The organism is Tumidithrix helvetica PCC 7403, assembly GCF_965232925.1.
Lineage (GTDB): Bacteria > Cyanobacteriota > Cyanobacteriia > Pseudanabaenales > Pseudanabaenaceae > Tumidithrix > Tumidithrix helvetica.
This window is the reverse complement of the sequence record NZ_CBDDRA010000008.1, coordinates 45,815-71,149: the sequence shown is the minus strand read 5'-3', so window position 1 is coordinate 71,149 and position 25,335 is coordinate 45,815. Positions and strand designations below refer to the sequence as shown.

Annotated in this window: 20 protein-coding genes and 1 tRNA gene; 6 read left to right on the top strand and 15 right to left on the bottom strand. The window is 47.1% G+C overall.

Translation table 11 applies throughout. The features are described from left to right. Positions 1-33: 33 nt before the first annotated feature. The 4 genes from ACP2WE_RS09585 to ACP2WE_RS09570 all read right to left on the bottom strand — a co-directional run bounded on the left by ACP2WE_RS09585 (position 34) and on the right by ACP2WE_RS09570 (position 4,076). On the bottom strand, positions 34-1,026 hold the full coding sequence (locus ACP2WE_RS09585) for a pentapeptide repeat-containing protein (protein ID WP_425215333.1): 993 nt from the start codon (positions 1,024-1,026) through the stop codon (positions 34-36). A 26-nt stretch (positions 1,027-1,052) separates the two neighbouring features. Next, the gene (locus ACP2WE_RS09580; RefSeq protein WP_425215332.1) at positions 1,053-2,498 is read right to left on the bottom strand and encodes a sensor histidine kinase; all 1,446 of its coding nucleotides are present in this window, start codon (positions 2,496-2,498) and stop codon (positions 1,053-1,055) included. 147 nt (positions 2,499-2,645) lie between these two features. Continuing rightward, positions 2,646-3,371, bottom strand: coding sequence for a winged helix-turn-helix domain-containing protein (locus tag ACP2WE_RS09575; protein ID WP_425215331.1), 726 nt, complete (start codon positions 3,369-3,371; stop codon positions 2,646-2,648). Between the two features lie 177 nt (positions 3,372-3,548). Continuing rightward, positions 3,549-4,076: a hypothetical protein gene (locus ACP2WE_RS09570; protein WP_425215330.1), complete on the bottom strand. Its 528-nt coding sequence runs from the start codon at positions 4,074-4,076 to the stop codon at positions 3,549-3,551. A 195-nt stretch (positions 4,077-4,271) separates the two neighbouring features. Here ACP2WE_RS09570 and ACP2WE_RS09565 point away from each other — a divergent pair, with 195 nt between their 5' ends. Next, positions 4,272-5,345, top strand: a complete 1,074-nt coding sequence (locus ACP2WE_RS09565) for a CobW family GTP-binding protein (RefSeq protein WP_425215329.1) — start codon at positions 4,272-4,274, stop codon at positions 5,343-5,345. Between the two features lie 73 nt (positions 5,346-5,418). Here ACP2WE_RS09565 and ACP2WE_RS09560 read toward each other — a convergent pair whose 3' ends face one another. Both ACP2WE_RS09560 and ACP2WE_RS09555 read right to left on the bottom strand, forming a co-directional pair. Beyond that, on the bottom strand, positions 5,419-5,868 hold the full coding sequence (locus ACP2WE_RS09560) for an NAD(P)H-quinone oxidoreductase subunit N (RefSeq protein WP_425215328.1): 450 nt from the start codon (positions 5,866-5,868) through the stop codon (positions 5,419-5,421). Between the two features lie 73 nt (positions 5,869-5,941). After that, a tRNA-Arg gene (locus tag ACP2WE_RS09555) sits at positions 5,942-6,015 on the bottom strand. Positions 6,016-6,210: 195 nt separating this feature from the next. Here ACP2WE_RS09555 and rpoB point away from each other — a divergent pair. From rpoB to def, 5 genes are all read left to right on the top strand, one after another. Then, a complete protein-coding gene (rpoB, locus tag ACP2WE_RS09550) occupies positions 6,211-9,507 on the top strand; it encodes a DNA-directed RNA polymerase subunit beta (RefSeq protein WP_425215327.1) in 3,297 nt (1,098 codons plus the stop codon). Between the two features lie 198 nt (positions 9,508-9,705). After that, complete coding sequence (gene rpoC1, locus ACP2WE_RS09545) at positions 9,706-11,733, top strand: DNA-directed RNA polymerase subunit gamma (RefSeq protein ID WP_425215326.1); 2,028 nt, start codon at positions 9,706-9,708, stop codon at positions 11,731-11,733. Positions 11,734-11,869: 136 nt separating this feature from the next. Further along, on the top strand, positions 11,870-15,883 hold the full coding sequence (locus ACP2WE_RS09540; protein ID WP_425215325.1) for a DNA-directed RNA polymerase subunit beta': 4,014 nt from the start codon (positions 11,870-11,872) through the stop codon (positions 15,881-15,883). Positions 15,884-16,006: 123 nt separating this feature from the next. Beyond that, positions 16,007-17,752, top strand: coding sequence for a DUF3352 domain-containing protein (locus ACP2WE_RS09535; RefSeq protein ID WP_425215324.1), 1,746 nt, complete (start codon positions 16,007-16,009; stop codon positions 17,750-17,752). Positions 17,753-17,969: 217 nt separating this feature from the next. Next, positions 17,970-18,539, top strand: a complete 570-nt coding sequence (def, locus tag ACP2WE_RS09530) for a peptide deformylase (RefSeq protein WP_425215323.1) — start codon at positions 17,970-17,972, stop codon at positions 18,537-18,539. Between the two features lie 21 nt (positions 18,540-18,560). Here the strand turns inward: def and ACP2WE_RS09525 are convergent, their stop codons facing one another. From ACP2WE_RS09525 to lpxC, 9 genes are all read right to left on the bottom strand, one after another. Continuing rightward, positions 18,561-18,884: a hypothetical protein gene (locus ACP2WE_RS09525; protein WP_425215322.1), complete on the bottom strand. Its 324-nt coding sequence runs from the start codon at positions 18,882-18,884 to the stop codon at positions 18,561-18,563. Between the two features lie 142 nt (positions 18,885-19,026). Continuing rightward, entirely contained in the window at positions 19,027-19,563 is a 537-nt protein-coding gene (purE, locus tag ACP2WE_RS09520) for a 5-(carboxyamino)imidazole ribonucleotide mutase (protein ID WP_425215321.1), read from the bottom strand. Positions 19,564-19,643: 80 nt separating this feature from the next. Next, on the bottom strand, positions 19,644-19,871 hold the full coding sequence (locus tag ACP2WE_RS09515; RefSeq protein WP_425215320.1) for a hypothetical protein: 228 nt from the start codon (positions 19,869-19,871) through the stop codon (positions 19,644-19,646). Between the two features lie 190 nt (positions 19,872-20,061). Continuing rightward, positions 20,062-20,289 carry a hypothetical protein gene (locus ACP2WE_RS09510; RefSeq protein ID WP_425215319.1) on the bottom strand — a complete coding sequence of 76 codons (228 nt, stop codon included), beginning with the start codon at positions 20,287-20,289 and terminating at the stop codon, positions 20,062-20,064. Then, on the bottom strand, positions 20,286-22,094 hold the full coding sequence (locus ACP2WE_RS09505) for a S8 family peptidase (RefSeq protein WP_425215318.1): 1,809 nt from the start codon (positions 22,092-22,094) through the stop codon (positions 20,286-20,288). Before ACP2WE_RS09505 ends, ACP2WE_RS09510 begins: the two co-directional genes overlap by 4 nt. A 61-nt stretch (positions 22,095-22,155) precedes the next feature. Next, on the bottom strand, positions 22,156-22,929 hold the full coding sequence (locus tag ACP2WE_RS09500; RefSeq protein ID WP_425215439.1) for a Uma2 family endonuclease: 774 nt from the start codon (positions 22,927-22,929) through the stop codon (positions 22,156-22,158). Between the two features lie 103 nt (positions 22,930-23,032). Beyond that, positions 23,033-23,851 (bottom strand): acyl-ACP--UDP-N-acetylglucosamine O-acyltransferase, encoded by an 819-nt coding sequence (gene lpxA, locus ACP2WE_RS09495; protein WP_425215317.1) that lies wholly within the window; start codon positions 23,849-23,851, stop codon positions 23,033-23,035. A gap of 45 nt (positions 23,852-23,896) precedes the next feature. After that, positions 23,897-24,373, bottom strand: coding sequence for a 3-hydroxyacyl-ACP dehydratase FabZ (gene fabZ, locus ACP2WE_RS09490; RefSeq protein ID WP_425215316.1), 477 nt, complete (start codon positions 24,371-24,373; stop codon positions 23,897-23,899). 108 nt (positions 24,374-24,481) lie between these two features. Next, positions 24,482-25,318: a UDP-3-O-acyl-N-acetylglucosamine deacetylase gene (gene lpxC / locus ACP2WE_RS09485; protein ID WP_425215315.1), complete on the bottom strand. Its 837-nt coding sequence runs from the start codon at positions 25,316-25,318 to the stop codon at positions 24,482-24,484. Positions 25,319-25,335: the final 17 nt, after the last annotated feature.

The following is a 25,335-nucleotide window of genomic DNA, read 5'->3' as shown; positions in this document are numbered from 1 at the left end:
TAAGCTTTTTTAAATTGCTTGTGTTTACTTAATTTAATGGTTAACTTTACCATCTGGCATCGTTGTACCGTGCAGGTTTACTCCAATCATGCTGGCACCACTTAATTCGGCGCGTTCGAGTACGGCATCGGTCAAATCTGCACCATCAAGATTAGAACGGACAAGATAGGCATCTACCAAACTGGCTTGAATTAGCCTTGCCCCACTTAAATTAGCACGACTGAGATCGCATCCTGTCAGAATTGCTTGCACTAAACTGGCATCGCTGAGATCGGCTGCGGCTAGGTTTGCTTTAGAGAGCATGGCACCATCTAAAAGCACTGCTTGCAAATTGGCCTGACTGAGGTCGGCTCTGGTTAAGTTAGCTCGTTTCATATTAACGCCAGATAGATTTGCACCACTGACGTTTGCTTCAGCAAGAATGGTGTCAACCATTAACGCTCCACTGAGATTTGCGCCGCGTAAGTCTACGCGGCTGAGGGTGGCTTCGCTGAGATCGGCATCTGTGAGATCGGCTCCGCTCAGATCGGTACCGCTGAGATTTGCGCCTCGAAGATCGGCCTTACGCAGATTGGCTCCCTGCATACTGGTATTAGGATAGCCACGCTCTTCACGCACTAAGGCAGCGCGTAAGATTGCCCCTCGCAAGTTGGCACCTTTTAAATTCACGCTTCGTAGGTCGGCTTCGCTGAGGTTGGCATCCATTAAATTTGCCCAAAGCATGTTTGCGCCAAATAGATTGACGCGCTGTAACAAGGCACCCTGAAGATCGGCTTCGCTGAGATTAATATTCATCATTACAGCCTGGTTGAGCGTAGCTCCCCCTAGCTTTGCCGAACTCAGGTTGGCGCTATTTAAAGTGGCTTTATTGAGATAGGCAAAGACCAGATTGGAACGTCTGAGATCGGCTTTACTCAAGTTGATTCCGATTAAGTCAGCATTAAATAGGTTTATACCTGCAAGGTTTGTCCCTGCAAAGTCTCGCTTGCCTGATGCGTAACCTTTGAGAATTTGTTCAGCACTCATATTTGTTCGCCCAACTACTTCAGAACTTACAAACCACTAGAAGGCTGCCATGATATTGCAGCAGCAGTCGGTAGGGGAAGCGCTACCTTGATCCAAGCACCACCTGTTTCGGGATGATTGCTCACATGAATTGTACCTTGGTGGAGCTGCACAATTTGATGGGCGATCGCGAGTCCTAAGCCACTACCCCCTCGATCTGTGACCACCGATCGCGATCGCGATTGATCAATGCGATAAAACCGCTCAAATACATGGGGAATGGCTTCCTCTGGAAATCCCGATCCTGCGTCAATCACATCGATTTCGACCCGTTCAAACTGGGGTTGTTCCTGAATCCCCCCAGCCTGGTTTTCTAGATCGTTCGTCTCCAGATTCTTCATTGCAGGATCCTGAATGATGGGTAACGGATTTATAGGCTTGACGATATTCACTTGTACAAGCACAGTTTGCAGCTCGGGACTATGTTTAATGCTGTTGTCTAGCAAGTTGAGAAACAAACGATATAGGCGCGACTCATCAGCTTGAATGGTTAAATTCTCTAGCCCACTGTAGGTCAGGCTCACTTGTTTTCGCATCGCTAGGGGTTCCAGACCCCTCCAAGCTGCATGGATCAATTGAGGCAAATCGACGGGCTTAAGCAATAGCTTAGGAGTCAAACTGGTGTCTAGCTGTCCTAGATCGAGCAAATCTTCGACCAAATTGGTCAGCCGCATGACTTCGTCGATCAAGCGATCTATCCAAGTGCGCACTGTCGATTCAACACGAGGTTGAAGGGTTTCGGCAATTAGGCGAATCGATGTCAGGGGTGTTTTAAGCTCGTGGGCGACATCCGATGCCCAGCGATCGCGTTGTTGTGTGAGAGTTACTTTCTCTAAGCGATCTTCAATAAAAATTCCTACTTTGCCATCTTCGAGAGGAATGCTATAGCCACAGAGGGGACGACCTTGCTGTTGCACGGGATGTAACGGATCGGGTATCACCTGATGAAATACCCAAGCTTTTTGCATGGGCTGTTGCTGCGATCGCGTCTGCTCGATCAACTGATCGAGATCGTAAGATCGTACCAACTGTAAAAGAAACTGCTGTCTTGTTATCTTTTCATCGTAGATCGGAATTCCCAAAAGCTTTAAAGCTTGAGCATTAGACCAGTAAAGTCGGTTTTCTTCATCAACTTGAATATATCCAATCGGGGCAACTTGCATGACTTGTTGCCAATCGCTGACCTTTTGTTCTAGCTGGCTCAGGCTTTGCAATCGTTCGTCACTATCAGTCTGTGAAGCCTGACTAAAATTGGCGCTCAGGGCTGAGACAGGTAAGGCTAATCTAGGTAGACCATCCGTTTGAAAATTACCCTCTTGATGGGGACTTTGCCGTTTGAGTTGCTTTTTGAGTCGAAAATTTAAGATCGCCCAATAAATACTTAATAGGCTGAATGCGATCCCCATCCCTAATAAGACCCAAAGCAATTCCATAGGATATTCCTCAGCGATTTAGCAGGTGGCTGTTAGCAATTAGCCATTACCAAAGAAGGTGTTTAGGTAATCCTAACCACCATTCTAGGACAGTAGAGACCAACGGGCGTTATACCTGCTTACCGAATCTGACAATTCCAAGCCTGCTTATCCCAGACGGTACCCAAAACCTCTTACGGTTACCAAGTGTTTTGGATCGCTAGGATCGGTTTCTAGCTTTTCGCGCAACCAACGAATATGCACATCGACCGTTTTGCTATCACCGACAAAGTCAGCCCCCCAGATTTTCTCTAGTAGCTGTTCTCGCGACCAAACGCGGCGAGGGTGACTCATAAATAATTCTAAAATCCGAAATTCTTTGGGTGAAAGGTTCACTTCATCTCCTCGTACCATGACACGGCACTCTTGGGGGTGCATGGTGATGTCTCCAAACTTTAGGGTTGTGCCTGTAGATTGAAAATCGTTACGACTGCGACGCATTAAAGCGCGACAACGCGCCACCAATTCGCGCATGCCAAAGGGTTTGCTCAAGTAGTCGTCAGCGCCAACTTCTAAACCTACGATGCGATCGGACTCGCTACCTTTGGCACTGAGCATTAACACAGGAATACCATTGCCCTCATGGCGGATCATCCGACAGAGATCCAGCCCATTGACGTAGGGCAGCATCACATCCAGAACGATCAGGTCGAGATTTTCGGTTTTGCGGGCAGTACTGAGGGCGGTATGACCATCTTCTGCCAGTAATACTTCATAGCCTTCATCGCGCAATGCTAGCGCGATCGTATCCCGAATTACCGCTTCATCTTCCACAACCAGCACGCATCCTAGGGAAAAACTCGGTTGAGGTTTAATCAATTCTGTCGATAGCATAAAAACTTTTGGGTTGATGCTTAGGCAAATTCAACCTAATTTTACACTGAGACTGGAGGAGCGATCGCAACCAAAAGTTAACAAAAAACTGTTGTAAAAGTTACAAACTATTGGGTTTCTTGCTTGATTCCCGAAATTAAAGCGATTTACATGCCTCAAATTTCACCGTCTTAAAGTTTAGAGGAGCGAGCTATCCACATGTTTGAGTTTGCCGATCGCTTCATAACGAATGCTTTCAAGTAGGGTTTGTAGTCTTGAGGGGGCAACATGACCGCCGCGTACTTCACGATTGGCTGCCTGAGACAAAAAGTTTAAAACGGGTGAAGGTAAGTTTAAAGCCAAACCATTTTTGAGGTGTAGCTCCAATTTATGTAACCCATTCAGTAAGGGATAACTGCCGTACTGCGCGCTTAAGCTAGGCATAGCCTGACCGCCCGTATCAAAATAATCTAGGGCAACCACGCGATAGCTAGGGTACGATGCTGAACTGCTTTGTTGGCTGTCCGTGTACCCCCGTAGTTCGTTAAGGGCGAATTGCTCCAAGGCGACTAAATGATGAGCCTGGGCAAATTCTGCCAGTTTTTCTAGAGCTGCACTTAAAGAGGGGGATTCTTTTTGATTTTCTAGGTCGGTTTCTGGGTTTGTGAAGGATACAGATTCTAACGTTTCTACAACTTCTTTGAGGCTACAGGACTTTGTGAGCATACTTTCTTGATGCTGGCTAAACGACTAGGTTGAAAATTTTTACTCGGAGGGGGATGTGATTAATTATACAAGGCAGTTTCAATTGGGGCATCGATGCATTATTTCTCTTAAGCTTATCGATCGCAAAATCCCAGATCGATTGCCAATAGAATAGTGAATAGCTCTACACAATTACGGAAGGAAAAAGTAGTCACAATGCCAACCACTGATTCTCAAGTTGTTTCGGTACAAGACACACAAACCATTGACATCCCCAAGCAAGGGATGCCTGTTACCATTATTACGGGTTTTTTGGGAAGCGGAAAGACCACCCTACTCAACCATATTCTGCAAAATCAACAGGACTTAAAAGTTGCAGTTTTGGTGAATGAATTTGGCGATATTAACATTGATAGCCAGTTGCTCATTTCTATCGATGAAAACATGATGGAACTCAGTAACGGCTGTATTTGCTGCACGATTAATGATGGTTTGGTCGAGGCGGTCTATGACGTTTTAGAAAAAAGCGATCGCATCGATTACATGATTGTAGAAACCACAGGGGTTGCCGATCCTTTGCCGATCGCGCTGACGTTTTTAGGCACAGAGTTAAAGCACCTCACCCGTCTCGATTCAATTTTGACTGTGATTGATGCTGAGGCATTTACACCCGAGCATTTCAATAGCGAAGCTGCTTTCAGCCAGTTGATGTATGGCGATATTATTATTCTCAACAAGACCGATCTGGCGACTCCAGAAAAGATCGTGGAATTAGAGGGCTATATTGCTAAAACCAAAAATAAGGCGAGAGTGATCGAGTCTCAACATGGTGTTGTCCCCCTGCCTTTAATTTTAGATATCCAAGTCGATCAGTCTGGGCTTAACCCAAAAGAACAGGAGCACGACCATCACGACCATCACGCTCACGATCATGATCACGATCATCACGAGCATTCCCACGACTGCGGTCACGATCGCCACGACCACCATCACTCCGAGCACCTAGCCAATGATGGTTTTGTTTCGATCTCATTTCAAAGCGATCGCCCCCTAAGCTTAGATAAATTTCAAGATTTCCTAGACAAACACCTGCCTGTTGATGTGTTTCGTGCCAAGGGCGTTCTCAATTTTGCTGGCATCGACAATCGCTATATTTTTCAACTGAGCGGCAAGCGTTACGAACTGAAAACTGACGATCGCGCTAAGCCTTTAAACAACCAGTTAGTTCTAATTGGGCGCAATCTCGATCGCGACGAATTGCTACGGCAACTCACGGATTGCTTAGAATAGTCCCAAATACTTCAGATCCCCGACTTTTTAGAAAAAGTCGGGGATCTGAAGTATAACTAACAGCTAAATGCTTTTAGGCAGCGATCGCTTGCGTCAGCGGTTGCCAAGTAACTTCGCGTCCACTAGCAACCTCAATCACAATCTTGACCCTTGAGTCTTTAGCTGGGATTTGGCTGATCACCTCAAGTTCTTGCCGAGATAAATACTTACCCTCGGTTAGCCAGACGACCAAGCCTTTTGATTTTTCGGGTAGGCTTGCTAGACGATACTGAATCTGAGGTGGAATAAAGTAGGTTCTAATCTGAGTCTTGCCCAAGTGAGAGGGTCTAATGCCATGCACTCCAGTTAAGTAACTAGATACATCCCCTAGACCGCGTGCGGTAATAAACAGGACGTCATACCCTGAGCTTCGGAGTTTGCGTTGGTAACGCCCCTCATAGCCACCTTCGGGTGGCACATACATAGCTAAAGCACCAGCTTTCTCGATGTCTTTGACAATTTTATTGCTTGTAATCAGTGGCATGGTTGTACTTATTCAGTGTGACTCAACTAAAAACTACTATGTTCAATAGTAAAGGAATTATTGAGAAAAACAACGGGACTGGGCGGATTTGAACCGCCGACCTAGCGCTTAGGAGGCGCTTGCTCTATCCAACTGAGCCACAGCCCCAACTAAGACTTAAATTTATATTATTTAGCCCCATTAAGTATAGGCTTTACTGACTTGTAGACACAAAAAGTTCAATATGTCTTTTTCTATTAAGAAAATGTATTGACAAACACTGTTTGATAGGTTATCTTAAAATGCTTATGCCTTGATCAGGCGAGACACATTCTACGCTCACTAAACTGCAGTCATTAGTGCATGAACAAGCCAACACTTATAACTCCTGCTTTTGCTCTACCAGATCTTGTAGAAATTCAGCGGGAGAGTTTCCGATGGTTTCTAGAAGAAGGACTGATTGAAGAGCTCGATAGCTTCTCTCCCATCACCGACTATACAGGCAAAATGGAATTACATTTTGTCGCTAAGGACTACAAGCTCAAACGACCCAAATACGATGTTGATGAAGCGAAGCGCCGTGATGCGACTTACGCCGTGCAAATGTATGTGCCAACGCGCCTCATCAATAAAGAAACAGGTGAAATTAAAGAACAAGAAGTTTTCATTGGCGATCTACCATTGATGACCGATCGCGGCACATTTATCATCAACGGTGCCGAGCGTGTAATCGTCAACCAAATTGTGCGTAGCCCCGGGGTTTACTACAAAGAAGAAATTGACAAGAACGGTCGTCGGACTTACAACGCTAGCCTTATCCCCAACCGTGGTGCTTGGCTAAAATTTGAGACAGATAAAAACGATCTGGTGTGGGTACGCATTGATAAAACCCGCAAATTATCGGCGCAGGTCTTGCTCAAAGCGATCGGGCTTACTGATGCTGAAATTTTGGATTCCCTGACTCATCGAGAGTATTTCCAAAAAACCATCGATAAAGAAGGTCAATTTGACGAAGATGAAGCCCTAAAAGAGCTTTACCGCAAGTTGCGTCCTGGCGAACCACCGACTGAATCAGGCGGCCGCGAACTTCTGAAATCACGCTTTTTCGATCCTAAGCGTTACGATTTAGGGCGCGTAGGTCGTTATAAGTTAAACAAAAAGCTTCGTCTCAACACCCCTGACACCACAAGGGTATTAACCGAAAAAGACATTTTGACCGCGATCAACTACTTGATCAACCTCAAGTTTGATGTCGGTCAAACCGATGATATTGACCACTTGGGCAATCGTCGCGTTAGATCTGTAGGCGAACTGTTGCAAAACCAAGTGCGTGTGGGTCTTAATCGTCTAGAACGGATCATTCGCGAACGCATGACTGTTTCTGATGTTGATGCCTTAACACCAGCTTCCTTGGTTAACCCTAAGCCCCTCGTTGCTGCCATCAAAGAATTTTTTGGTTCCAGCCAACTGTCTCAGTTTATGGATCAAACCAATCCTTTGGCAGAGCTAACCCACAAACGCCGTCTTAGTGCCCTTGGTCCTGGTGGTCTGACCCGCGAACGCGCAGGCTTTGCCGTACGTGACATTCACCCTAGTCACTACGGTCGCATCTGCCCGATTGAAACGCCTGAAGGTCCTAATGCTGGACTGATTGGTTCGTTGGCTACCCACGCGCGTGTCAACCCCTATGGCTTTATTGAAACTCCTTACTATCCTGTTGAAGATGGACGAGTGCGCCGAGATTTAGCGCCTGTGTACATGACTGCGGATGAGGAAGATGAGTTTCGCGTGGCTCCTGGGGACATTCCCAACGATGAATCTGGGAAAATCACCAGCGATCTTGTACCCGTGCGTTATCGCCAAGAGTTCGGTACAGCGACACCCCACGAAGTTGACTACGTAGCCGTTTCGCCCGTGCAGATTATTTCTGTTGCCACATCGCTGATTCCTTTCTTGGAGCACGATGATGCTAACCGCGCTCTGATGGGCTCAAACATGCAACGTCAGGCTGTCCCTTTACTCAGACCCGAACGTCCTTTAGTGGGCACGGGCTTAGAGTCTCAAGCAGCGAGAGACTCAGGGATGGTGATCGTGTCTCGCAGCGATGGCGAAGTGAGCTATGTTTCTGCCGATGAGATTCGGGTTCGCTCTGATGATGGGCATGAGATTCGCTATTATTTGCAAAAATATCAGCGGTCAAACCAAGATACCTGTTTAAACCAACGCCCGATTATGTTTGTCGGCGATCGCGTGGTTACAGGGCAAGTCATGGCAGATGGCTCCGCCACCGAAGGCGGCGAGTTGGCACTAGGTCAGAATATTCTGGTTGCCTACATGCCTTGGGAAGGCTACAACTACGAGGATGCGATTTTAATCAACGAGCGTCTGGTTTACGACGATGTTTACACTTCAATTCACATTGAAAAATATGAGATTGAAGCCCGTCAGACCAAACTAGGTCCCGAAGAAATTACCCGTGAAATTCCTAACGTCGGCGAAGATTCGCTACGCCAGTTAGACGAACAGGGCATTATTCGGATTGGGGCATGGGTATCGTCAGGAGACATTCTCGTGGGTAAGGTAACGCCCAAGGGTGAATCCGATCAGCCCCCTGAAGAGAAACTTCTGCGCGCGATTTTTGGTGAAAAAGCCAGAGATGTTCGGGATAATTCTCTGCGCGTGCCCAATGGTGAAAAAGGTCGTGTGGTAGACGTCCGCGTCTTTACCCGCGAACAAGGCGATGAGTTGCCACCAGGGGCAAATATGGTTGTCCGCGTCTACGTTGCCCAAAAACGTAAGATTCAAGTAGGGGACAAAATGGCTGGTCGCCATGGTAACAAGGGGATTATTTCCCGCATTTTGCCTAAAGAGGATATGCCTTTCCTCCCTGATGGTACGCCGATTGATATCGTACTCAACCCTCTAGGTGTGCCTTCTCGGATGAACGTCGGTCAAGTGTTTGAATGCTTGCTGGCTTGGGCGGGGGAAAACCTAGATGTCAGATTTAAGGTGGTTCCTTTTGATGAAATGTATGGTGAAGAGGCATCCCGCGTCACTGTGCATGAAAAGCTGAAGGAAGCACAAAATGCCACGGGTGAAGAATGGCTGTTCGATCCCGAGCATCCTGGCAAACTGCAAGTCTTTGATGGACGCACGGGCGAACCTTTCGATCAACCGATCACGGTGGGCAAGGCATACATGCTCAAACTGGTTCACCTTGTCGATGACAAGATCCACGCTCGTTCTACGGGTCCCTACTCGTTGGTAACGCAGCAACCCCTCGGTGGTAAAGCGCAACAGGGTGGTCAGCGATTTGGAGAGATGGAAGTCTGGGCATTGGAAGCGTTTGGTGCTGCCTATACGCTGCAAGAGTTGCTCACAGTCAAGTCTGACGATATGACTGGACGGAACGAATCCCTCAATGCGATCGTCAAGGGACAGTCTATTCCTCGCCCCGGCACGCCTGAGTCCTTTAAAGTTCTGGTGCGGGAATTGCAATCTCTCTGTCTAGATGTCTCTGTACACAAGTTGTCTGATGATGGCAACAACCAAGACACCGAGGTAGATCTAATGGTGGATGTGAGTGCTCGTCGTACCCCTAGTCGTCCAACCTATGAGTCGATCTACCGAGATGATGAGTTCGATGAGGATGAAGAATAGCTTCAAATCTGGGGTTTGAGATTCTGTGCTTTAAATGAACTTTTAAAGACAAGTCTTAAACTCTAGGGCTTGAAAAGGCTTCAGTTTAAGGGCGATCGCTGCTGCGCGATCGCGGGCAATTCATAAAATTGCCCTTTCAATCAATTTCTAGCAACTGACTACTGATCTTTTGATTTATTTATAAAGGACGTTTTACTTATGGCGAAAGTGGAACAACGGTTTGATTATGTCAAAATTGGTTTGGCATCACCCGAGCGTGTTCGTAAATGGGGAGAACGTACTCTACCAAATATGCAGGTGGTTGGTGAGGTAACCAAACCCGAAACAATCAACTACCGTACGCTCAAGCCTGAAATGGATGGGTTATTCTGCGAACGGATCTTTGGTCCTGCCAAAGATTGGGAATGTCACTGTGGCAAGTACAAACGCGTACGCCATCGTGGCATTGTTTGCGAACGCTGCGGTGTTGAGGTGACCGAGTCGCGCGTGCGCCGTCATCGTATGGGCTATATCAAACTAGCTGCTCCAGTTACCCATGTCTGGTACCTCAAGGGGATTCCCAGCTACATGGCGACGCTTTTAGATATGCCTCTACGGGATGTAGAGCAGATCGTCTATTTCAATGCCTATGTGGTGTTAAATCCTGGAATTGAGTCGGAAGTCGATGGTGAAGTTACGGAAGTATTAAGCGACAAGATTCGCATTCGTGTCACCGATGGATCGGACAAGACCTACGATCTGCACCCCAAGCATAAGGCGATCGTTTCGAGGGGCGATGTTATCGAAGTCGGTCAAGCGATCGCATCGGCCTACGATCTTTCCTACAAACAGCTACTTACTGAAGATCAGTGGTTAAGTCTAGAAGATCAGATCTACGCTGAAGATCCACCCATTGAAGGCGTAGAAGTAGGGATTGGTGCCGAAGCCGTTCAACAGTTATTGGCAAAAATTAACCTAGAAAAACAAGCAGAATATCTGCGCCGAGAAATTGACACCTCTAAAGGTCAAAAGCGTGCCAAGTTAATCAAGCGTTTGCGCGTGGTTGATAACTTTGTGGCAACTGGCTCTAAACCTGATTGGATGGTGTTAGAAGTCATTCCTGTGATTCCACCCGATCTGCGCCCGATGGTACAACTAGATGGCGGTCGCTTTGCTACCAGTGACCTGAATGACTTATATCGTCGCGTTATCAACCGCAACAATCGCCTGGCACGTCTGCAAGAAATTCTTGCCCCTGAAATTATTGTCCGTAATGAAAAGCGGATGTTGCAGGAAGCTGTCGATGCCTTAATCGACAACGGTCGGCGCGGTCGCACGGTTGTCGGGGCAAATAATCGTCCGCTTAAATCGCTATCTGACATTATTGAGGGCAAACAGGGGCGTTTCCGTCAGAACCTTTTGGGTAAACGGGTTGACTACTCAGGTCGTTCGGTAATTGTGGTTGGACCTAATCTCAAGATCCACCAATGTGGCTTGCCCAAGGAAATGGCGATCGAGTTATTCCAACCCTTTGTGATCAATCGCCTGATCCGCGCTGGTTTGGTAAATAACATTAAAGCTGCGAAAAAGCTAATCCAGCGTAACGACCCAGCCATTTGGGATGTTTTGCAAGATGTCATTCGAGATCACCCTGTGATGCTGAACCGCGCACCGACGTTGCACCGATTGGGGATTCAAGCATTTGAGCCGATTTTAGTCGATGGACGGGCAATCCAATTACATCCACTGGTATGTCCTGCGTTTAACGCTGACTTTGACGGTGACCAAATGGCAGTGCATGTGCCTTTGTCTTTAGAAGCACAGGCGGAAGCGCGGCTCTTGATGTTGGCATCAAACAACATTCTCTCCCCTGCAACGGGGCGTCCGATCGTCGCACCTAGTCAAGACATGGTTTTGGGATGTTATTACCTCACGGTCGATGCCAAGCAGCAAGCGGACGAAAAACGTTTCTTTGCTAGTTTCAACGATGTTGTCATGGCCTATGGAGAGCATGAGCTTACCCTGCATTCGCCCATATGGGTACGCTTTGATGGAGTGCTTGAGGGCGAAGGCGAGAATGAAGAAATCAACGAAGAGACTACCGATGAGTTTGGCTTTAAGCTCAAGCTCTATAACTCTCGAAGGGTCAGAGAAGATGCCGATGGCAATGTCATCTACCAATACATCAAAACCACGCCAGGTCGTGTCATTTTTAACCAAGCTATCTATAACTCGCTTGTCAGCTAAAAAGTCTAGAAGGTCGAACGAGATCAGTTCCAGAAATTGAAATTTAGAACCCAAGAGCTAGTAGTTCTAGGTTCTAGGTTTCATTCAGAACTGTCAACTATTGATAAACACCATTGATAACGAACAGCTAAGAACTATGGCAGATCAAACCGTTAACAACGCAGAAGCCACGAAACCTCGGAGATTCATCAATCGCCAAGTTGACAAAGGACAGTTAAAAAAGTTAATTGCTTGGGCGTTTACCCACTATGGGACTTCTAGTGCGGCCAATCTGGCTGACGAGCTCAAAACCTTGGGATTTCGATATGCTACCCAAGCAGGCATTTCTATCAGTGTTGATGACTTACAAATTCCTCCTACCAAAAAAGAACTGTTGGCTGAGGCAGAAGAAGAAATTGAGTTAACTGAGGATCGCTATACCCGTGGTGAGATCACGGAAGTTGAACGATTCCAAAAAGTGATTGATACTTGGAATCAGACCAATGAAACGCTCAAAGATGCAGTGGTTCAGAACTTCCGTAATAATAATCCACTCAACTCTGTCTACATGATGGCGTTCTCTGGAGCTAGAGGAAATATCTCCCAAGTCCGTCAGTTAGTGGGAATGCGCGGTCTGATGGCTAATCCTCAAGGGGAAATTATTGACTTACCGATTAAGACAAATTTTCGCGAAGGCTTAACGGTTACTGAGTATATTATTTCGTCTTACGGTGCGCGTAAAGGACTTGTTGATACTGCTCTACGTACAGCCGATTCGGGATATCTCACCCGTCGTCTTGTGGACGTATCTCAGGATGTGATTATTCGTGAAGTTGACTGCGGCACAACACGCGGGATTAGTTTGCGGGCGATGAAAGACGGCGATCGCACCCTAATCAAACTAGAAGATCGACTATTTGGGCGCGTATCTGCTGAAGATATTATCGATCCCAAGACGGGAGAGGTAATTGTAGAACGCAATCAATCCATCTCTGACGAACTATCCAAAGCTGTTGCGAAAGCTGGCGTTGAAGAAGTGCTCGTGCGCTCTACGCTGACTTGCGAATCTACCCGTTCTGTTTGCCAAACCTGCTACGGTTGGAGTCTAGCCCATGCCAAGGTAGTTGACATTGGTGAAGCTGTGGGAATCATCGCGGCACAGTCCATTGGTGAGCCTGGTACGCAGTTAACCATGCGTACCTTCCATACGGGTGGTGTATTTACAGGCGAAATTGCGCAGCAACAACGCGCCCCCTTTGACGGTAGTGTGAAATGGCACAAAAAGCTTAAAGCTAGACCCATGCGCACGCGTCACGGCGAAGATGCATTCATTGTGGAATCTAATGGTGAGTTTACTGTTGAGTACACCGATGGCAAAAAAGAATCTTTCGCAATCACACAGGGCTCTACGCTGTTAGTCAAAGATGGGCAAAAGGTCACCCAAAATCAACTTCTCGCCGAAGTAGCGGCAGCAGGTCGTACTTCTCGTAAGACTACAGAAAAAGCCACAAAAGCCCTCAATACCGACCTTGCTGGTGAGGTCTTCTTCTCAGAACTAACGATTGAAGAGAAAAAAGATCGCCAAGGCAACACCAACTACATCGCTAGAGGTGAACGCGGTAGAATCTGGGTGCTGGGCGGAGAAGTCTATAACCTTCCTCCTGGGGCTGAGCCTGTCGTTAAAAATGGCGATCGCATCGAACTCGATGGCGTACTGGCTGAAACTCGTCTGATTACAGAGCATGGTGGTGTGGTGCGCTTTACCCAAGAGGAAAGTCGCAGCAACCGCGAACAAGAAGATCAAGATGAAGTCCTACAAAATCGAGAAATCGAGATTATTACTGCCTCTGTGGTGCTGGATCAAGCCAAGGTAATTACAGAAAGTTCCCAAGGACGCGAGCATTACATCCTAGAGACCAAAGGCGGTCAGCAATTCTCCCTTAAGGCATCTCCTGGCACCAAGGTAATCAACAACCAAGTTGTTGCCGAACTGATTGATGGTACCTACCACACCAAGAGTGGTGGCATTATCAAGTATGCAGGCGTGGAGGTTTCTAAACGTAGCAAAGCCAAGCAGGGCTATGAAGTCACCAAGGGTGGCACCTTGCTTTGGATTCCTGAAGAGGCTCATGAGGTCAACAAAGACATCACGCTACTCATGGTAGAAGATGGACAGTACATTGAAGCAGGCACAGAAGTTGTCAAGGATATCCTTTGTCAGAGTGCTGGCGTGGTCGAAGTTACCCAGAAAAATGACATTCTGCGGGAAATTGTGATCAAGCCTGGCGATCTGCACTTGGTTGACGACCCACAAACTGCGATGCGCAAAGACAAAACCCTTGCCCATCCTGGCACAGAAATCATGCCTGACTTGGTGGCTACTGAGTTGCGCTATGTCGAATATGTCGATACTCCTGAAGGTCCTGCCTTGCTCCTGCGCCCTGTAGAAGAGTTTCAAGTGCCTGACGAGCCCGATGTACCCAGTCAAGAATCTGTCAATCAAGAAGGGCGATCGATTCGCCTTAGACCCGTACAACGGATGCCCTATAAGGATGGGGAACGGGTCAAGTCAATTGACGGGCTGGAACTGCTTAAGACCCAGTTAATTCTTGAAGTCGATACAGATGCACCCCAACTTGCCGCTGATATTGAATTTATAGCCGATGAAAATGATTCTGAAAGCTTGCGACTGCAACTCGTGATTTTGGAATCTTTGGTGATTCGCCAAGATATGGCTGCTGACCCCACGCAGGGAACGACGCGCACCCGTCTTTTGGTGACGGAAGGCGAACGCATCGAACCAGGTTCTGTGGTTGCTCGCACTGAAATTCTCTGTAAACGTGCTGGAGAAGTACGCGGGATCCGTGAGGGTATGGAGCAAGTCCGCCGCGTTCTTGTGGTAACCGATCTGGATCGCATCACGATCCCCTGTGCCAAGCCATCGGTTAAAGAAGGCGATCTGTTGCGTTCCAGCGATCCCCTTGGTAGTGGTGTGATTGCTCCAGAATCAGGACAAATCGTTGCGGTGGATCAAGGGAATGTCATTTTGCGGATTGGTCGTCCTTATCTGGTTTCTCCAGGGGCATTGCTACAAATTAGCGATACCGATCTCGTCCAACGCGGTGACAACCTTGCGCTTCTGGTATTTGAGCGGGCTAAAACTGGCGACATTATTCAAGGTTTACCTCGGATTGAAGAGCTTCTCGAAGCACGGAAGCCTAAGGAAATGTGCGTTCTTGCCAAAATTGCTGGGACTGTACAAGTTGCCTATGATTCTGACGACAACCCTGAAGTGCGGATGATTGGTATAGATGGAACTGTCGATGATGACTACTTTATTAGCCCTGGGCAAAGTTTACTAGTCTCGGATGGTCAAGTCCTCAAGGCGGCAGAACCTATCACCGATGGGCCTGCCAACCCCCATGACATTCTTGATATCTTCTTCCAAACCTACAGAGAAATCTACGGCATCAGAAAAGCAGCTCTAGAAAGCTTGCAAAAGGTGCAAGAGTTTTTGGTTGAGGAAGTACAAAGGGTTTACCAATCTCAAGGTGTCGATATCTCTGATAAACACATTGAGGTTGTCGTGAAACAGATGACTTCTAAAGTTCGTATTGATGACGGTGGTGACACCACACGGCTGCCAGGTGAATTGGTCGATCTGCATCAAGTCGAGCAAATCAACGAAGCCATGGAAATCACAGGGGGCGTTCCTGCTGAGTACACACCCGTACTTATGGGGATTACCAAAGCCAGTTTAAATACGGATAGCTTTATCTCGGCAGCTAGTTTCCAAGAAACAACAAGAGTCTTAACTGAAGCTGCGATCGAAGGAAAATCAGACTGGTTGCGGGGCTTGAAAGAGAACGTCATTATTGGACGTTTAATCCCTGCGGGTACGGGCTTCAATGCTTACGACAACACCTCGGCAGATTCTGAAATCATGCATGAGCCTGCGATCGCCTACGATGATGCGTCTGATGACGTAATTATTGATGACAACATCGCACGGACTTACCAACTCGACGCTCCTCGTCTTGAGAGCCGTCTAGATACGCGAATTCCACCAGATACCCGCGCCTATGACGATGAACTTGTCGATGATGATGTCGAACTCGAGGAAGACGAAGAAGATGACTTTGAGGATGTTGACGATGATGACATTGATTAGAGCGCGATCTGAGCGGATTAAAACATAATGATGGGTGAGGGGCTGGCTAGGGGTAAGATACCTATTAGGCAGCCCCTCACACTGTTAAAGCTCTATAACAACCATTTGGTAAACATCAAACCTATGTCTGAAAGAAAACCGAATCTTCTTGTTCCCGCCATTGGGGCTGCAGTGGTTGCAGCAGGTGGTGTGGGTGCTTACTTTTACTTTAATAAATCCGTAACCACCCCTGGCGGTACGGTTACTCCGATCTCTGGGGCAGCCAATTTAGTGCCCAAGCAGGCATTGATGGCAATTACAATTGCTACCGATGGTGTAGCTCTTGCTCAACTCGATCAGTTTCTCCCGCCCGAGGTCAAAAAACAATTTGATGCCACGCTCAACCAAGCGAGACAAAGCGCGTTAGCTTCATCAGAGTTTGACTTTGAGAAAGATATCAAACCCTGGGCAGGTAATAGTGTTGTGATCGCTATCTTACCTAAGGCAAAGCCTTCAGCCCTGCTACCCTCAACGACACCGCGTTACGTGCCAGTTTCTGATACAGGCACGATTCAGCTCGTCCAAGCACCTACACCTCCTGCAACCGCAAGCACCGAGGTTCCTAATTTGTTGATCGTTGCAGAGATCAAAGATAAAGCTGGTGCCACACAATTTGCTGAGAAAGTTAAAACCAAAGCGGGTGGCAAGCCTAGTCAATCTGAGTACAAGGGCGTACAAATTTCAAAATTTGGTGAAGGATCTAAGGAAACGAGTTCGGCCTTTGTGGGCGACTATCTTGTTGTTTCCCCACAAGTACAGACGGTGCAAAAAGCGATCGATACCTTTAAGGGTGAAGCTTCTTTGTCCAGTGCCTTAAGTGCTGACAATTTAGAACTCAAAAATCCTCTGATTCAACTCTACATTCCAGACTTTGCGAATTCTGTACAGCAAATGGCGGCTATGAACCCGCAAACCCCTCCGATAACGCCAGAGTCGTTGGAACAAATCAAGCAAATCACTTCATTTAACATGGGTGCAGGGGTTGACAGTGAAGGAATTCGCGTCAAGATGATCGCCAAGCTCGATCCTAATTTCACCAAGGTGGAATATAAAACCTCTCCAGGTAAAGTGATCTCTCAGTTGCCCTCCCAAACCTTTGCCTTGGTCACAGGTATCGACCTAAACTCTAGTTGGAAACGCTTTCTTGAAGCTGCCGCTAAGGTTCCTGAAGCCCAAAAAGCTGTCGAGCAATGGCGCCAGCAAAGTAAAGCCTCACCGTTTGCAATTGACCTCGACAAAGATGTTTTTGGCTGGATGGATGGAGAATTTGCCCTTGGCGCGATCGCCTCTTCGGAAGGAATTTTGGCTCAGTTTGGTGTTGGTCCCGTGTTGATTCTCCAGACATCCAATCGAGCCGCAGCAGAAAGTCTCCTTAAAAAGTTTGATGATTTTGTCAAGACGAATGGTGGCGCAGTCACAACCAAAGATGTCGGCGGTGTATCGGTTACAGAATGGGGCGGTCCTGGTGCGCCTCCATTTGTATCCCATGGGTGGCATCAAAAGGATTCATTCTTTATTACAGCGGCACCTTTAACCAGCACGATCGCACCAAAACCTGCAAGCCCTCTAGATGCAGATGCTGTGTTTAAGACGGTTACAGCGTCGCTCATATCCCCATCGAGCATTGGTTATTTCTATCTTGATATGGAAAAATCCTGGGCTATCATGAGCAAGTCGATGCCTGAATCGAGCAAAGCCGAGATTCCTCCTGTGGTTATCGAGGCGATCGGTGCTGTGCGTGGCATTGGGGTAACGGTTTCTGTACCCGATAAATCTACGAGTAAAGCTGAGTTGTTGTTATCACTCAAGCCCAAGCCCGCTGCTAAGTAAACAGCGACCTTAAGCATCTTGGTGTAGATCGTAGCTTAACCCAAAAATCTATGCCAAGATTCTTTGGCGTCATGTCAAAATATATTTAGGATCGAAAAATTAATCAGCAGTACAGATATTTGTAAGTATGGGCAAGATGCCCGTTTGCAAAAAAAGTACCGATTATTTCATGTCAATGTGTTAACTCTCATCTAACTCACGCTATAGGCTGTCGGTAATGCCCACTACTCTCGCTCAAGTCCCTAAACAAAAGCTCAAAAATCCACCGCTTAAGGTCTATAAGCTAGGCGATCGCGTCTTAAGGCAACCCGCTAAACGGGTTAACAAGATCAATGATGAGATCCGTCAGTTAGCGGTGGAAATGCTGCAAACCATGTATAGCAATGATGGTATTGGTTTGGCAGCACCACAGGTGGGGGTGAACAAACAAGTCATCGTTATTGATATCGAACTTAAAGATGAGACCAAGCCTCCCCTCGTGCTGATCAATCCCGAAATTAAGTCGATGGGTGGTGCGATCGTGGTTGGAGAAGAGGGTTGCCTGAGTATTCCTGAAGTATTTTTAGATGTGCAACGCCCTGACGAAGTTACGGTAGTCTATCGCGATGAAGAAGGTAGACCCCAGAAACTCGTTACAAATGGATTGCTAGCCAGAGTGATCCAGCATGAAATGGATCATCTCAATGGCGTGATGTTTGTCGATCGCGTCCAAAACCCTATTGCCCTAACCAAAGAACTTACCAAGCATGGCTTCTCGGTTAAGGATGTTGAGGCAGTTAAAGAGTAAAGGAAAGATTTGGATGCAAGGTTAGCGGGCGATACGGCGGCTTAGGAGTTCTTCTTCTAGGGCGGCAATGCGATTGTAGGCAGTCGTCAACTGAGCGGTCAGCCTGCGAACTTGCCATTCTGAAGAGATTTCATGCTCGTTGACATGATTTGACCAAGTCGTGTGGTTTTTTTCGACTAGCACATCTTTATGTTCGATCGCAGCAAAGCTTGGCTTTCCCGAAGCATCAGCTCCTGCCTGTTGAATTAATGTTGAGGTCACTTGCTGTGGTAGGTTTTCCACAATCTGTGCCAAGTTTCTCACCTGCTGACTGAGTTCCCAAATTTGCTGTTGCAGATGTTCCATAGGACAGAGTACCCATTTTGATACAAGTTTTCGAGGTTGACTCTATGGTACGGAATGAATTTCTAAACCCGCGCGATCGCGGAATGATTTAACTTTTTTGTAGATTAATTTCACGTTTATTCGCAATCGTGAAGGCGATCGCTCAGCCTTTAGACATATTTTTTAAATATTCCAAGGAACCAACGCGATCGAGTTGGGCTTGCTTTGTTAGTACCGTATTCGCCAACTCCGCCCGATATGACAACACTTGCGCCAAAAGTTCGGGCTGTTGGGTAGCCAAAATTTGCACTGCCAAAAGTCCTGCATTTTCAGCATTGCCGATCGCTACCGTTGCCACAGGTATGCCTTTAGGCATCTGCACGATCGAATACAGAGAATCCACACCACTAAGTTGCTTCGTTGTTACAGGCACGCCAATTACGGGTAGTGGTGAGAGGGCTGCCACCATCCCAGGTAAATGTGCTGCCCCACCAGCTCCTGCAATAATTACCTTAATTCCCCGTTCGTGTGCCCGCTTGGCAAATTCCACCATGCGCTCTGGCGTGCGATGGGCTGAAATAATCGCGACTTCGTAGGGCACATGAAATTTTTGACAGATCGCGATCGCAGCCTGCATGGTTGGCAAGTCAGAATCACTCCCCATAATGATGCTAACTTGTGGCGTTTCAGTTTGTGGCATGGTTGGCAGTTGGCAGTTCAAATGTTAATTCCAATAAATGCAGATAACCGATAACCTTTTACCGATAACCGAAATATATACTACCGAAGAACATGACTGATAATACGTTGGTTTTCGACTCTCAAACCTTGAACTTGACTCTGTAATTCTTCAATATGAGCCTGTTGGCGAATCAGAAGTTCAAATAATTGGAGGTTTTCTTGTTGATGATGCTTTTGCATTTCCATTACCCGAGCCATCACGATCGCTAAGTTGTCCACGGATAGTTGGATTTGATTGCAGGAATCTGTTTCTGTAAATGTCGTCATAGCTTTACCCATCCATCTCTAAAAGTCTAGAAGTTGTAAACGCCTTGGAAAGAAGTTTTAAGGTGAATACATCTTAGAATAGGCAACTTTCAAGATTGGTACTTCCCCCATTGAGATTATTTGAAAGGTCATGCGATCGGGGGATAGGTTCTACCCAACGCGATAGAGAAGCTAAAAAGTCGCAACTGGATTAGGTCGCAATCTCAAAGGACTCAATTTGCAGTACCGTGCCAATCATCGCCATGGTCATAATATCTTCACGCAGAATGCCTGTGATTTTCACACTTAGCCCTGCCTGTAAAAGCTGACTAGGAGCAGGCTGCATCAGTTCGTACTGTTCGCCAGAATCTGCGACCAAAGCCCAAGCCCCCATCCCAAGCTCGTGGAACTGAATTTTGCCCTTAACTTGAATCTTCATGCCCTTGCCACCTCTGATTTGAGCGATAAATAAGCCAAACCAAAACAGAGTAAAGCATTCACGATCAGAAATCCACTAGATAGCAAACCCTCTCCCAACCAGATTAAATGAGGAGAGAAAAACGCATGGACGCCCAAACAGGCAGAAACCCCAATTGTGGAGCCGATTGCAAACCACTTCCATTCCCGATGACCTAAAAGAAAAACGAGAAGCGCCAGAGGGAACAATACACTGGCTGTAATCGGATTGAGGGCATTGGTGGTTTGGATAGCGGTTCCCAGTTCTGGCAATGAGCTGCCTATGATGCGGAAAGGAAATTGTGGCAGATCGAACACATAAAAACCGCGCAAAAAGAATAGCCCAATGCTTCCCATGAACAGACCATTCGCGAACGACCAATTCCAACGAAACGGAAAGAAATTGCGCAATAGCCAAGCCAACAGATAGGAACCAATCACCATCAGAGTTTTGGGCAGAAGCGCTACAGCCCCACCATCAACCCAAAAGCGAGGATTGAGATAGCCATTATCGCGCAGCCATCGAAAGAAATCAGGAAAGCTGATTTGCCCCTTGGTAGCCAGTTGCACGGCTGCTGCTGCATCAATCTGACCAGCACCGTAATAATTTAAGCCATCCTCCTCAACTTTACGTGCCGACTGCTTCAAAATATTCAGCACTTCGTCAGGTTGTTTTATCCCAGATGCTTTGACCAAAGCTGCCACCCCTGCAATATGAGGGGATGCCATGCTCGTGCCTTGATAGGCTCGAAATACCGACTCGCCCGTTTTAGGGTCGATCGTGTTTTGTAAAATCCCCCCTGAGGGATCTTCGTCGCCTTTTGCGCTGCGCGTTACACCCCCAGGTGCAGCAATATCCACCCCCGCACCATAGTTAGAGTAGGAGGCTTTGGTTCCACTAGGTCCGATCGCAGAAACACCAATCACTCGCGGATAGCGGGCTGGATATGCAGCCGCATTATTGCTGGAATTGCCTGCGGCTGCCACAATCACTACCCCCTTCTGATGGGCATAGTTAATCGCTTCTTGCATCAAGCTGCTTTCACCGCCACCACCCAAGCTCATATTAATCACATCTGCGCCGCGATCGGCAGCAAACCGAATCGCCTCGGCAATATCGGCTACGGTTCCCCCACCCCAAGACGAGAGCACTTTTAAAGGCATGAGGTTGGCTTCATAGGCAATCCCTGCCACACCAAGCTTGTTGTTGGTTGCTTGGGCGATCGTCCCCGCCACATGGGTGCCGTGACCATTGTCATCATCAGCCTGTTCGCGATCGTTGACAAAGTCATAGCCATTGACAAACTTGGTGTCCTTGAGATCTTCCACTTGGCTAATGCCTGTATCGATCACAGCGACAGTAATCCCTTTGCCCCGCGTTTGCTGCCAAGCTGTTTCTACGTTGATGCTGTGCAGATTCCATTGCTTGCTGTAAAGCGGATCGTTGGGTTTGCCATCGCCAATAAAATCGAGGGAATAGGTATAGTTCGGCTCGATATATTCGGTAAGTTTGCTCAGATCTGATTTCTTAAGTTGTTCGAGTAGATCGGCGTTTCCCTTAAGTACATAAATACGATCTGCTTGGGAAAAGATGCTGTTTGGTTGTGGTTTTAGCTTAAATTGGGTTGCGATCGCTTGAAGCGTGCGATCGATTTCTGCTTGGCTGACTTCTTCGCGAAAATCTAGAATCAACGAATCATATTTGCCTTGGGTTGCCAGCCCACCATAGCTGGCTAAAGCCCAGAATAAACCAATAAAAAATAGACAGAAAACAAATAGCTTTTTCATCCCACTTTGCCAATTAACACAGCCTACGACCTAGCCTAACGGTGCAGTTTTTATCTAGACCCTATTCTTCATGAGAAACACCAAGCGAGCGCAACCGCGCCAACAATAAATCAACTTGCCTTTGCGCCTCATCAGCCCGTTGTCGTTCTATATTTACTTGGTGACTTTCTGCATCAGCTCTTTGTTGTGCAGCATTTGCGCGCTGTCGCTCTATATCGATCTGTTCCTCGGTGGTGAGATAGCGATCGCCACATTCATCAAACCAGCTTAAAACTTCACGCTGCAAGCGATCGGATGGTAATACACAGCGTCCAATTCCTAAGCCGATCTCTGCCATCCAAAAAGGTTCGCCCAACTGCAACTGGTAATTACCTTCGACTAATTTATAAACTTCCAAAGGGAGATGTCCATCTCTCTGCCAGAATTTTGGATTGTAAATTACGTAGTAACGTACACCTAGCTTGCTATAAATCGCCAATTTCTCGTCATACTCACCCCCAGGTGTTTGCGATACCACCTCTAGCGTGAATATGGGCGCTATATCCTGTTCTTCCCATACTACATAGCTCTTGCGCGATCCACCGCCCTTGCGTCGCTCTACACCCAAACTTAAGAAACCATCTGGCACAATGGGCACTTTGGGATTTAAGCCTGTTGTATGGTAAACACCCATATCCACAGCAAAGAACCAGTCATCGCGACGCTTCCAGATATATTCCAGCAAAAATAGCAGAACATTGGGTACAAAATTCTGGTCTTCGTTATCCACAGGGGTATCATCCGAACCGAGTAATTCGTCACTGGTAGGTAGATGTTTGAGATCTATGAGCATCAGCTACCCCCAAAGGTGTCTTAGCTATTTGACCCATATTATAAGCGATCGCTTCATGCGCTCGCGCACGCAGTTGTTCATCAAAATTGAAATTGATTAACAATTACTATTTTTTGCCCGGTATGGGTCCCCGTCGCTGATCGTCAGAGAGCGATTCTTGCAAAAATTTTCGCAAATGTTGAATATGGGAATTGTCAGAGATGGTTGCTAGCTTCTCTAAAGCCTCTGGCAGCGTCAAATCTTGGTGATACAGGGTGCGAAATGCAGTTTTTAATAGCTGTTGCGTAGACTCGTCAAATCCTGCTCTTTCTAGCCCCACACGATTAATTGCTCTTACCCTTGAAGGATTGCCCTCAACTACCATATAGGGTGGGACATCGCGCTCAATCCGACTCATACCCCCAACCATTGCTAGGCGGCCGATATGCGTAAACTGGTGAATGCCGACGATACCACCAATTCTCGCTTGGGGCTCAATCACAACATGCCCAGCCAAAGCTACTGCGTTGGTAATCACAACATGATCGCTAATCACGCAATTGTGCGCGACATGGACATAAGCCATTAACAGATTGGAGTTGCCGATGAAAGTGACTTCATTTTCACCCGTGGCGCGGTTGATCGTGACATATTCGCGAATACGATTGTCATCCCCAATTTTGACTGCACTGATCGCGCCTTCATACTTGAGGTCTTGCGACTCTAGGCCGATCGCAGCACCGGGGAAAATCTGATTGCGCGCACCGATTTCAGTACAACCTTCAATGATGGCGTGAGCACCCACAACAGTATGGGCACCAATTTTGACTTGTTCGCCAATGACAGCATAGGGCCCCACGCGCACAGTAGGGTGCAACTCAGCGTTGGGATGCACAACGGCGGTAGGGTGAATCAATTGAGGAGAAGGCACATGAGACACGGTCATAGAAGATTAAGCTCACTTGATATTACTAGAAGCATCACAAACTCACTAGGTATCAACTATAGAAAACATTAGCTCTCCTTCAGATACTAGTTGACCGTTCACTTCGGCTCTCGCCTGCATCTTACCAAAACGCTTACGTTTAATCACTAGCAACTCAGCAGTCATGATCAGTTGATCGCCAGGGACAACGGGGCGGCGAAACCTGACCTTGTCGATACCAGCAAACAGTGATAACTTACCTTCAGCGCCTGGCATCTGGGTCAAAATAATACCACCCACCTGAGCCATTGCTTCTACAATTAGTACGCCTGGCATAATCGGGCGATTAGGAAAATGTCCTTGAAAAAAATGCTCATTAATTGTGACATTTTTGATCCCTATGGCGGAGTGTCCTGGGACATAATCAATAATGCGATCGACCAATAAAAAAGGATAACGATGAGGCAGGAGCTTCTGAATCTCCTCAATCAGAATTTCTGTGGGCTTAGTGGTAATAGGTTGAACTTCAGTCAGGGTGGGCATTATTTTTTTATGATGAAACCAATGTTAAAGAAAACTCGTTAATCAGTAAACTCGATTGTCTGTTAACGATCAATAGCTACTTGCAAGAATTCTGTAATTTAGGTACTACTACTTACAGGCAGTCCAAATCGCTTGGGCAAACTGGGTATGCAGTGTATGACTTGCCTTAAAAGCCAAGATATGGGCTTGGGGCAGAAACCCTAACAAACTTAGATCTCCTATTAAGTCTAAAAGTTTATGGCGACAGGGTTCATCTTGAAATCGTAATGGTGGATTGAGCCAACGATCGCGATCGCAGACGATGGCATTGTCTAGAGTACCGCCTTTGATCAGCCCTGCGGCACGCATCGGCTCAATATATTGCGCCAAAGTAAACGTGCGGGCGGGGGCAATTTCTCGGGCAAATTCGGCAAAAAAATTGGTTGTACTAGGAGCCCAGCTAAACCATTGTTTGCCGATCGCTTCGGTATCAAACTCAATGCCATAGGTAAAGCGCAAGCTATTGGCTGGTAGAGCAACAACAAAACCATCCCCATGCTGGACCGAGATAGTTTGGCTGAGTGATTTGGAGATCGGTGAGGAGACAGTTTGAGACTCAACACCAACTTTGGCGATCGCCTCCACCCAAGGCAAGGCAGAGCCATCTAAAATCGGGACTTCGGGACGATCTAATTCAATCCGAGCATTATCAATTCCCATGCCAAACAACGCTGCCAACAGGTGCTCTACGGTTCTAACAGATTCACCCGATTCGTTTTTAAGCTCTGTAGAAAGCTGGGTTGGCGAAACGGTAGACACCTGGGCTGGAATTGAGTGACCACCATGGACAAAGTAACGACCGGTGTTGGGTGGCGATGGCAATACCCTCACAGAGGTTGTTTCACCTGTATGCAAGCCTATTCCAGACAAGCTAAAAGGAGCCGCGATCGTTTGTTGATTAGCCATGATTACTTAAAGTTAAC

What these genes read in the sequence shown, in the direction of transcription:
- ACP2WE_RS09535 (WP_425215324.1), top strand. Translation starts at nt 16,007, where the DNA reads ATGTCTGAAAGAAAACCGAATCTTCTTGTTCCCGCCATTGGGGCTGCA.
- def (WP_425215323.1), top strand. Translation starts at nt 17,970, where the DNA reads ATGCCCACTACTCTCGCTCAAGTCCCTAAACAAAAGCTCAAAAATCCA.
- ACP2WE_RS09510 (WP_425215319.1), bottom strand. Translation starts at nt 20,289, where the DNA reads ATGAAGATTCAAGTTAAGGGCAAAATTCAGTTCCACGAGCTTGGGATG.
- ACP2WE_RS09525 (WP_425215322.1), bottom strand. Translation starts at nt 18,884, where the DNA reads ATGGAACATCTGCAACAGCAAATTTGGGAACTCAGTCAGCAGGTGAGA.
- rpoB (WP_425215327.1), top strand. Translation starts at nt 6,211, where the DNA reads ATGAACAAGCCAACACTTATAACTCCTGCTTTTGCTCTACCAGATCTT.
- lpxA (WP_425215317.1), bottom strand. Translation starts at nt 23,851, where the DNA reads ATGACCGTGTCTCATGTGCCTTCTCCTCAATTGATTCACCCTACCGCC.
- ACP2WE_RS09560 (WP_425215328.1), bottom strand. Translation starts at nt 5,868, where the DNA reads ATGCCACTGATTACAAGCAATAAAATTGTCAAAGACATCGAGAAAGCT.
- ACP2WE_RS09575 (WP_425215331.1), bottom strand. Translation starts at nt 3,371, where the DNA reads ATGCTATCGACAGAATTGATTAAACCTCAACCGAGTTTTTCCCTAGGA.
- rpoC1 (WP_425215326.1), top strand. Translation starts at nt 9,706, where the DNA reads ATGGCGAAAGTGGAACAACGGTTTGATTATGTCAAAATTGGTTTGGCA.
- ACP2WE_RS09540 (WP_425215325.1), top strand. Translation starts at nt 11,870, where the DNA reads ATGGCAGATCAAACCGTTAACAACGCAGAAGCCACGAAACCTCGGAGA.
- ACP2WE_RS09505 (WP_425215318.1), bottom strand. Translation starts at nt 22,094, where the DNA reads ATGAAAAAGCTATTTGTTTTCTGTCTATTTTTTATTGGTTTATTCTGG.
- ACP2WE_RS09580 (WP_425215332.1), bottom strand. Translation starts at nt 2,498, where the DNA reads ATGGAATTGCTTTGGGTCTTATTAGGGATGGGGATCGCATTCAGCCTA.
- ACP2WE_RS09585 (WP_425215333.1), bottom strand. Translation starts at nt 1,026, where the DNA reads ATGAGTGCTGAACAAATTCTCAAAGGTTACGCATCAGGCAAGCGAGAC.
- purE (WP_425215321.1), bottom strand. Translation starts at nt 19,563, where the DNA reads ATGCCACAAACTGAAACGCCACAAGTTAGCATCATTATGGGGAGTGAT.
- ACP2WE_RS09515 (WP_425215320.1), bottom strand. Translation starts at nt 19,871, where the DNA reads ATGACGACATTTACAGAAACAGATTCCTGCAATCAAATCCAACTATCC.
- ACP2WE_RS09570 (WP_425215330.1), bottom strand. Translation starts at nt 4,076, where the DNA reads ATGCTCACAAAGTCCTGTAGCCTCAAAGAAGTTGTAGAAACGTTAGAA.
- lpxC (WP_425215315.1), bottom strand. Translation starts at nt 25,318, where the DNA reads ATGGCTAATCAACAAACGATCGCGGCTCCTTTTAGCTTGTCTGGAATA.
- fabZ (WP_425215316.1), bottom strand. Translation starts at nt 24,373, where the DNA reads ATGCCCACCCTGACTGAAGTTCAACCTATTACCACTAAGCCCACAGAA.
- ACP2WE_RS09565 (WP_425215329.1), top strand. Translation starts at nt 4,272, where the DNA reads ATGCCAACCACTGATTCTCAAGTTGTTTCGGTACAAGACACACAAACC.